Source organism: Mycobacterium parascrofulaceum ATCC BAA-614 (assembly GCF_000164135.1).
GTDB lineage: Bacteria > Actinomycetota > Actinomycetes > Mycobacteriales > Mycobacteriaceae > Mycobacterium > Mycobacterium parascrofulaceum.
On sequence record NZ_GG770558.1, the window covers coordinates 317504 to 326058 of the forward strand.

General features: G+C 70.0%; 9 protein-coding genes. 7 read left to right on the forward strand and 2 right to left on the reverse strand.

Annotated elements, in window-relative coordinates; genetic code table 11:
- The first annotated feature begins 136 nt into the window (after positions 1 to 136).
- The 3 genes from cobA to HMPREF0591_RS24870 all read left to right on the forward strand — a co-directional run bounded on the left by cobA (position 137) and on the right by HMPREF0591_RS24870 (position 4852).
- The gene (cobA, locus tag HMPREF0591_RS24860) at positions 137 to 1342 is read left to right on the forward strand and encodes a uroporphyrinogen-III C-methyltransferase (protein WP_007171470.1); all 1206 of its coding nucleotides are present in this window, start codon (positions 137 to 139) and stop codon (positions 1340 to 1342) included.
- A gap of 33 nt (positions 1343 to 1375) precedes the next feature.
- Positions 1376 to 2968, forward strand: coding sequence for an MFS transporter (locus tag HMPREF0591_RS24865; protein WP_007171471.1), 1593 nt, complete (start codon positions 1376 to 1378; stop codon positions 2966 to 2968).
- Positions 2969 to 3103: 135 nt separating this feature from the next.
- Positions 3104 to 4852, forward strand: coding sequence for a proline--tRNA ligase (locus HMPREF0591_RS24870; RefSeq protein WP_007171472.1), 1749 nt, complete (start codon positions 3104 to 3106; stop codon positions 4850 to 4852).
- 46 nt (positions 4853 to 4898) lie between these two features.
- Here the strand turns inward: HMPREF0591_RS24870 and HMPREF0591_RS24875 are convergent, their stop codons facing one another.
- Both HMPREF0591_RS24875 and HMPREF0591_RS24880 read right to left on the reverse strand, forming a co-directional pair.
- Positions 4899 to 5345 carry a ferritin-like domain-containing protein gene (locus HMPREF0591_RS24875; RefSeq protein ID WP_007171473.1) on the reverse strand — a complete coding sequence of 149 codons (447 nt, stop codon included), beginning with the start codon at positions 5343 to 5345 and terminating at the stop codon, positions 4899 to 4901.
- Entirely contained in the window at positions 5342 to 5875 is a 534-nt protein-coding gene (locus HMPREF0591_RS24880) for a hypothetical protein (RefSeq protein WP_007171474.1), read from the reverse strand. Before HMPREF0591_RS24880 ends, HMPREF0591_RS24875 begins: the two co-directional genes overlap by 4 nt.
- A gap of 203 nt (positions 5876 to 6078) precedes the next feature.
- Between HMPREF0591_RS24880 and rimP the strand changes: the two genes are divergently transcribed.
- The 4 genes from rimP to HMPREF0591_RS24900 all read left to right on the forward strand — a co-directional run.
- The gene (gene rimP / locus HMPREF0591_RS24885) at positions 6079 to 6606 is read left to right on the forward strand and encodes a ribosome maturation factor RimP (protein WP_007171475.1); all 528 of its coding nucleotides are present in this window, start codon (positions 6079 to 6081) and stop codon (positions 6604 to 6606) included.
- A gap of 64 nt (positions 6607 to 6670) precedes the next feature.
- The gene (gene nusA / locus HMPREF0591_RS24890) at positions 6671 to 7726 is read left to right on the forward strand and encodes a transcription termination factor NusA (RefSeq protein ID WP_007171476.1); all 1056 of its coding nucleotides are present in this window, start codon (positions 6671 to 6673) and stop codon (positions 7724 to 7726) included.
- Between the two features lie 191 nt (positions 7727 to 7917).
- On the forward strand, positions 7918 to 8196 hold the full coding sequence (locus HMPREF0591_RS24895; protein WP_040623866.1) for a YlxR family protein: 279 nt from the start codon (positions 7918 to 7920) through the stop codon (positions 8194 to 8196).
- A 64-nt stretch (positions 8197 to 8260) separates the two neighbouring features.
- On the forward strand, positions 8261 to 8555 hold a 295-nt coding region (locus HMPREF0591_RS24900; RefSeq protein WP_007171478.1), incomplete at its 3' end, for a translation initiation factor IF-2 N-terminal domain-containing protein.

Consider the following 8555-nt stretch of genomic DNA (forward strand, 5'->3'; position numbering starts at 1 on the left):
GTCGCCACTGGTCGTGATGGTGGCGACCCGCAGCGCCCGGCGTCCCGCCGCGCTCGCGGTCGCCACTGGTCGTGATGGTGGCGACCCGCAGCGCCCGGCGTCCCGCCGCGCTCGCGGTCGCCACTAGGCTTGCCCGGTGACCGAGAACGCCTACCTCGCTGGACTGCGGCTGGCCGGCAAGAAGGTCGTCGTCGTCGGCGGCGGCTCAGTGGCGCAGCGCCGGCTGCCCCTGCTCATCGCCAGCGGCGCGGACGTCCACGTCATCTCCCGCAGCGCCACCAGGTCCGTCGAGGCGATGGACGGAATCACCTTGTCGCTGCGCGAATACCGCGACGGTGACCTCGACGGGGCGTGGTACGCGATCGCGGCCACCGACGACCCGCAGGTGAACGCCGCGATTGTCGCCGAGGCCGAACGCCGCCACCTGTTCTGCGTCCGCGCCGACGTCGCGGTGGAGGGGACCGCGGTGACACCGGCGTCGTTCGGCTACGCCGGTTTGTCGGTCGGGGTGCTGGCCGGCGGCGAGCACCGCCGCTCCGCGGCCATCCGCTCGGCCATCCGGGAGGCGTTGCAGACCGGCGTGATCACCCCGGACAGCGCGACCAGCCCCGACGTCGTGCGGGGCGGGGTGGCGCTCGTGGGCGGCGGGCCCGGCGACCCGGAACTGATCACGGTGCGGGGGCGGCGGCTGCTCGCCCACGCCGACGTGGTGGTGGCCGACCGGCTCGCGCCGCCCGAACTGCTGGCCGAGCTGCCGCCGCACGTGGAGGTCATCGACGCCGCGAAGATCCCCTACGGACGGGCCATGGCGCAGGACGCGATCAACGACGTCATGATCGACCGCGCCCGGTCCGGGAAATTCGTCGTCCGCCTCAAGGGTGGGGACCCGTTCGTCTTCGCCCGCGGCTACGAAGAGGTGCAGGCGTGCGTCGACGCCGGGATCCCGGTCACGGTGGTGCCGGGTGTGACAAGTGCCATAGGAGTGCCCGCCCTGGCCGGCGTCCCGGTCACGCATCGGGCCGTGAACCACGAATTCGTGGTGGTCAGCGGCCATCTGCCGCCCGGCCATCCCGAATCGTTAGTGAATTGGAATGCGCTGGGCGCGATGTCGGGCACCATCGTTTTGCTGATGGCCGTCGAACGCATCGAGCTTTTCGCCGACGCGTTGATAAAGGGCGGGCGACCTGCGGATACGCCGGTGCTGGTGGTGCAGCACGGGACGACCGCGTCTCAGCAGACTTTGCGGGCCACCCTCGCCGACACGCCGGAAAAGATCCGCGCCGAGGGCATCCGACCTCCCGCGATCATCGTGATCGGGCCGGTGGCCGCTTTCGGGCTTTAAACGGTTCTTAAGATTACTGTAAGGTAACCCTTTATGACGGCTCTCAACGACAGTGAGCGCGCGGTGCGGAACTTCACGTCCGCGCGCCCCGATCGTCCGGCCCCGGTGCGCGCCACGCGCCCGGCGGAGACCGCCTCCACCCGCATCAGCAAGTACTACCCGGCGTGGCTGCCGTCCCGTCGCTTCATCGCGGCCGTGATCGCCATCGGCGGCATGCAGCTGCTGGCGACCATGGACAGCACCGTCGCCATCGTCGCGCTGCCCAGGATCCAGAACGAGCTCAGCCTGTCCGACGCGGGCCGCAGCTGGGTGATCACCGCGTACGTGCTCACCTTCGGCGGGCTGATGCTGCTGGGGGGCCGGCTCGGCGACACCATCGGGCGCAAGCGCACCTTCATCGTCGGCGTCGCGCTGTTCACCATCTCCTCGGTGCTGTGCGCGGTCGCCTGGGACGAGGCGACCATGGTCATCGCGCGACTGTCGCAGGGGGTGGGGTCCGCGATCGCCTCGCCGACCGGGCTCGCGCTGGTCGCGACCACCTTCCCCAAGGGGCCCGCACGTAACTTCGCGACCGCCGTGTTCGCCGCGATGACGGCCATCGGCTCGGTGATGGGCCTGGTGGTCGGCGGCGCGCTGACCGAGGTGTCCTGGCGGCTGGCGTTCCTGGTGAACGTGCCGATCGGGCTGGTGATGATCTACCTGGCCCGCACCGCGCTGCGTGAGACCAACCGCGAGCGGATGAAGCTCGACGCGACCGGGGCCATGCTGGCCACGCTGGCGTGCACCGCCGCCGTTTTCGCCTTCTCGATGGGGCCGGAGAAGGGCTGGGTGTCGATCACCACCATCGGCTCCGGCGTGGTCGCGCTGGCCGCCGCCCTGGCCTTCATCATCGTGGAGCGCACCGCCGAGAACCCGGTCGTTCCCTTCTCGCTGTTCCGTGACCGCAACCGGCTGGTCACCTTTGCGGCGATCTTCCTGGCCGGCGGGCTCATGTTCAGCCTGACGGTGTGCATCGGCCTGTACGTCCAGGACATCCTCGGCTACAGCGCCCTGCGGGCGGGCGTCGGCTTCATCCCGTTCGTCATCGCGATGGGCATCGGCCTGGGCGTCTCCTCGCAGCTGGTGTCGCGCTTTTCGCCGCGGGTGCTGACCATCGGCGGCGGGATCCTGCTGTTCTGGGCGATGCTCTACGGCTGGGGCTTCATGCACCGCGGGGTGCCCTATTTCCCCAACCTCGTGCTGCCCATCATCGTGGGCGGCATCGGCATCGGCATCTGCGTCGTCCCGCTGACGCTGTCGGCCATCGCCGGCGTGGGTTTCGACCAGATCGGTCCGGTGTCGGCGATCGCGTTGATGCTGCAGAGCCTCGGCGGCCCGCTGGTGTTGGCCGTCATCCAGGCCGTGATCACCTCGCGCACGCTGTATCTGGGCGGCACCACCGGCCCGGTGAAGATCATGAACGACCTCCAGCTGCACGCGCTCGACCAGGGCTACACCTACGGCCTGCTGTGGGTGGCCGGGGTCGCCGTGATCGTCGGCGGGGCGGCGCTGTTGATCGGCTACACGCCGGCGCAGGTGGCCCACGCGCAGGAGGTCAAGGAAGCGATCGACGCCGGCGAGCTGTAACGCCGGCGGTCGCCCTCCGCGGCCAACTCCAATGTCGTTGCGCCGGATTCGATAGCGCCGGCGATATCGAGTTCGCGCCGCCGCGCACGCCTCGGCTCGCGTCGCCGAACCCCCCACCAGTTAGGCTGGCCCGCTGTGATTACCCGGATGTCCGAGCTGTTCCTGCGCACGTTGCGGGATGATCCCGCCGACGCCGAAGTGCCCAGCCACAAGCTGCTGATCCGGGCCGGCTACATCCGGCCCGTCGCGCCGGGGCTGTACAGCTGGCTGCCGCTCGGCCTGCGGGTGCTGCGCCGCATCGAACGCATCGTCCGCGAGGAGATGGACGCCATCGGCGGCCAGGAGATCCTGTTTCCCGCCCTGCTGCCCCGCGCGCCGTACGAGACGACGAACCGGTGGACCGAATACGGCGACGGCGTCTTCCGGCTCAAGGACCGCCGCGGCAACGATTACCTGCTGGGGCCGACGCACGAAGAGCTGTTCACGCTGACCGTGAAGGGCGAATACAGCTCCTACAAAGACTTTCCGGTGCTGCTCTACCAGATCCAGAACAAATACCGCGACGAGGCCAGGCCGCGCGCGGGGATCCTGCGGGTGCGCGAGTTCCTGATGAAGGACTCCTACTCCTTCGACATCGACGACGCCGGACTCAAGGCGGCCTACCACGCGCACCGGGAGGCCTACCAGCGCATCTTCAATCGGCTGCGGGTGCGCTACGTGATAGTGTCCGCGGTGTCGGGGGCGATGGGCGGCAGCGCCTCCGAGGAGTTCCTGGCCGAAAGCCCCGTCGGCGAGGACACCTTCGTGCGCTGCCTGGAGTCGGGATACGCGGCCAACGTCGAGGCCGTCGTCACCGCCAGGCCGGAGACCCGGCCCATCGAGGGGCTGCCCGACGCCGTGGTCCACGACACCGGTGACACCCCCACCATCGCCACCCTGGTGGAGTGGGCCAACACGGCCGGCCTCGACCGCGCGGTCACCGCGGCGGACACGCTGAAGAACGTGTTGCTGAAGGTGCGCCAGCCCGGCGGGGAGTGGGATCTGCTGGCCATCGGCCTGCCGGGCGACCGCGAGGTCGACGACAAGCGGCTCGGGGCGGCGCTGGAGCCGGCCGACTACGCGCTGCTCGACGACGCCGACTTCGCCAAGTACCCGTTCCTGGTGAAGGGTTACATCGGGCCGAAAGCGCTGCAGGACAACGGAGTTCGCTACCTGGTCGACCCGCGGGTGGTAGACGGCACCAGCTGGATCACCGGGGCGGACCAGCCCGGCCGGCATGTCGTCGGCCTGGTAGCGGGCCGGGATTTCACGCCGGACGGCACCATCGAGGCCGCCGAGGTGCGCGACGGAGACCCGTCGCCCGACGGCGCCGGCCCGCTGGTGTCGGCGCGGGGCATCGAGGTCGCGCACATCTTCCAGCTCGGCCGCAAATACACCGACGCCTTCGCCGCCGACGTGCTCGGCGAGGACGGCAAACCGGTCCGGCTGACCATGGGTTCCTACGGCCTCGGGGTGTCGCGCATGGTGGCGGTCATCGCGGAGCAGCACCATGACGAGCTGGGCCTGCGCTGGCCCTCGTCGGTGGCGCCCTTCGACGTCCACCTGGTGATCGCCAACAAGGACGCGGAGGCGCGCACCGGGGCCACCGGGCTGGCCACCGACCTGGACCGGTTGGGCGTCGAGGTGCTGCTCGACGACCGCCAGGCGTCACCGGGTGTCAAGTTCAAGGACGCCGAGTTGCTCGGCGTGCCCTGGATTTTGGTGGTGGGGCGCGGCTGGGCCAACGGCGTGGTCGAGTTGCGCGACCGCTTCGGCGGGCAGACGCGCGAGCTGGCCGTCGGCCCGTCGCTGGCCACCGACGTCGTGGCCGCCCTGGCCGGTTAGCGAGCCCGGTCGGCGATTCCGGCTGGCAACGAAAAGGCTTGCGGCGCTAGTCGTTTCCGCCCGGAAAGCTCGTCGTGATGGGCCAGGCGCCCAGGATGCGGTTCCACCGGGCGGCCATCACGGCGCTTTGCGTCAATGCCGTCGCGGCGAACGCGCGGTCATCGGCTGTCTCGGCGTGCTCGATCACCACCCGCCAGGCCGACGCGCCGTCGTTCTCCATCCGCGCGGCCAGGCGCGCGGCGTCGGCGGCGCTGCCCACCAGCATCGGCAACTGGTAGCCGGGCGCGGCGACGGGCGCGTTGACCTTGCGGGCGGTCAGCATCGCGATCACGTCGTCGCGGCGTTGGCGGTGCTGGTTCAGCGCCTCCACCACCAAGTCGTTCACGCTGGGCGGCGACAGCGCCGACACCATGCCGTAGCCGTAGATCGTCGAGTGTTCGACGGCCAGGGCGTCGCACAGCGCCGCGTTGTCGGCATCCTTCCCCGAACTCATATCGACGGGCCCCCGGGCACCAGGGCGACAGTGTACGACGCCGTGCAGGACGCGATGATCGAGGCGAGCAGCCCCGCCCGGTAGCCCGATTCGCTCGCCACCAGGCGGCTGGCGCTGTCCGCGGAGGCGCGCAACGCGTTGATCACGTCGGACACCGGCGGGGGAGGCGGCGGTGGCCCCGCCGGCTCGGCCGGGCTGGGGCTCGGGCCCGTCGTCTCGCTCGTCGACGACGTGGTGATCTTGCCGGCGGCCCGCGAGATCTCCGTGGACAGGGCGCGGGCGTGCGCGGCGCGCTGGCTCGCCACCACGGTCAGCGCGGCCGCGACCTGCGGCGGATTGCCGACGGCCGCCGCGGCGGCACCGGCCAGCGCGCTGTCCTTACGCGCCTGGTCCAACGGCCCCAGCAGCTCTTCGACGGCTGGGGGCTTGGGCGGGGACTCGCCGCAGGCGGAGCTGACCACCCCGAGCGCAGCCAAGGCCGCGCCGCCGGCGAGCACACCCCGCCGGTTGACGACGGGATCGCTAGACACAAACACATCCTGCCATCGGCGTGAAGGTGGGCACGAAGCCAGGACGCGATCCCGCCGGCAGCGGCGATTCCTGGCGTATCGTTGATAGCTGCTCTCGCGGAACGGCAGCCTTCGCGTTCCGCCGGGACACTGGAGCCGCCCGCGAGCCAACGGGGCGGCGACGCCCTCCAGCTGACCGGACAACTCAAGATGAGGAGCTCGCCGTGACCACCGGGCTACCTTCCCAGACGCAGGTGATCGAGCTACTCGGCGGTGAGTTCGCGCGCGCGGGATACGAGATCGAAGACGTGGTCATCGACGCCCGGGCGCGCCCGCCGCGCATCATGGTGATCGCCGACGGCGACAAAGCCCTCGACCTGGACACCATCGCCACGCTGTCCCGCTCGGCGTCGGCTTTGCTGGACGGCCTCGACGACGTCGGCGACCGGTACGTGCTCGAGGTGAGTTCGCCGGGGGTGGACCGCCCGCTGACCAGTGAAAAGCACTTCCGTCGCGCCCGGGGCCGCAAGGTCGATGTCGTCCTCTCGGACGGTTCACGGCTGACCGGTCGCGTCGGCGAAACGCGAGGCGACACCGTCGCGCTGGTGGTCCGGGCGGGCCGCGACTACCGGCTACGCGAGATCGCGCGCGCGGATATCGCCAAAGCCGTTGTCCAGGTGGAGTTTTCGCCGCCAGCCCAAGCGGAGTTGGAGCTGGCGGGCCGGGCCGACAGGACGGAGGCCGAAGCATGAACCGCGCCGGCGACGATGCAGTGGCGGTACCCCCACCCGCTCGCGGGGGAAAGGAGCGGCGCTGATGAACATCGACATGGCCGCGCTGCATGCCATCGAGGTGGATCGCGGCATCTCGGTCAACGAGCTGCTCGAGACGATCAAGTCGGCGCTACTCACCGCGTACCGGCATACCGAGGGCCATCAGAACGACGCGCGCATCGAGATCGACCGCAAGACCGGTGTGGTCAAGGTGGTCGCCCGGGAAACCGATGACGACGGCAACGTGATCAGCGAATGGGACGACACCCCGGAGGGTTTCGGCCGCATCGCCGCCACCACCGCGCGGCAGGTGATGCTGCAGCGGTTCCGGGACGCGGAGAACGAGCGCACCTACGGCGAGTTCTCCACCCGCGAAGGCGAGATCGTCGCGGGCGTCATCCAGCGGGACAGCCGCGCCAACGCCCGCGGTCTCGTCGTCGTCCGGATGGGCACCGAGACCAAAGCCTCCGAGGGCGTGATCCCGGCGGCCGAACAGGTGCCCGGCGAGAGCTACGAACACGGCAACCGCGTGCGGTGCTACGTGATCGGGGTGACCCGCGGCGCGCGGGAGCCGCTGATCACGCTGTCCCGCACGCACCCCAACCTGGTACGCAAGTTGTTCTCCCTGGAGGTCCCCGAGATCGCCGACGGGTCGGTCGAGATCGTGGCGGTGGCGCGGGAGGCCGGCCACCGGTCGAAGATCGCGGTGAAATCCAACGTGCCCGGCCTGAACGCGAAGGGGGCCTGCATCGGCCCGATGGGGCAGCGCGTCCGCAACGTCATGAGCGAGCTCTCCGGGGAGAAGATCGACATCATCGACTACGACGAGGATCCGTCCCGCTTCGTCGCCAACGCGTTGTCGCCCGCCAAGGTGGTCTCCGTGTCGATCATCGACCCGAACGCCAGGGCCGCCCGCGTGGTGGTGCCCGACTTCCAGCTGTCGCTGGCGATCGGCAAGGAGGGCCAGAATGCGCGGTTGGCCGCGCGGCTCACCGGGTGGCGCATCGACATCCGCGGCGACACCCCGGGCGGGTCCGAGGGGCATTCGGAGGGCCACCCAGAACACGGCGCCACGCGCGGGATGGCGCACGACCGCTAGCGAAGGAGACCCACCGGCGCCCGGCCGCCGCGGGCAAGAGTCACCGGCACCCTCGGGCGGTTCTGACGATCGGGTAAGTGACGCTAGACTGAGCCGTGATCCAGCGTGAGTCTTCGGCCCCCGGTCCCAAACGGGTGCACAGACGTGTGGACGGACCAGTCCGGACGTGTGTCGGGTGCCGAAGGCGAGAGTTGGCCGTCGAACTGCTTCGCGTGGTGGCGGTGTCGAACGGGAACGGCGAATATGCCGTGGTCGTTGACACCAGGAGTAGCCTGCCGGGGCGGGGTGCGTGGCTGCATCCCGTGTCGCAGTGCGTCCAGCAGGCGATTCGGCGGCGGGCTTTCACCCGAGCGCTGCGCATCGACCGTCCACCGGACACATCCGCGCTGGTCGAGCACGTGGAGACGCTCGACTTGCCCGGCAACAGAACAGGTAGCAAAGAACATGAGCACACCGTGAAGTCCCGATGACCATGCGTCATAGCTAAACCCGAGGCGCGGCCCCACGACTGTCGCCTCTCAGACAGGAGATGTAGTGGCAGGTAAGGCCCGCGTACACGAGTTGGCCAAGGAACTCGGTGTAACCAGCAAGGAAGTCCTCGCCCGGCTGAACGAACAGGGCGAATTCGTCAAATCCGCATCCTCGACGGTGGAGGCGCCGGTCGCTCGTCGACTGCGCGAGTCCTTCGGCGGCGGCAAGGCGGCCCCCGAAAAGGCCGCGGCCAAGGCCAAAGCGCCCGTCAAGGGCCCGGACAAGTCACTTGACCAGGCGCTCGACAAGGCCATCGGCAACGGCGAAGCCGCCGCCGCGCCCGCCGGCACGGCGACCG

What these genes read in the sequence shown, in the direction of transcription:
- HMPREF0591_RS24865 (WP_007171471.1), top strand. Translation starts at nt 1,376, where the DNA reads ATGACGGCTCTCAACGACAGTGAGCGCGCGGTGCGGAACTTCACGTCC.
- nusA (WP_007171476.1), top strand. Translation starts at nt 6,671, where the DNA reads ATGAACATCGACATGGCCGCGCTGCATGCCATCGAGGTGGATCGCGGC.
- HMPREF0591_RS24875 (WP_007171473.1), bottom strand. Translation starts at nt 5,345, where the DNA reads ATGAGTTCGGGGAAGGATGCCGACAACGCGGCGCTGTGCGACGCCCTG.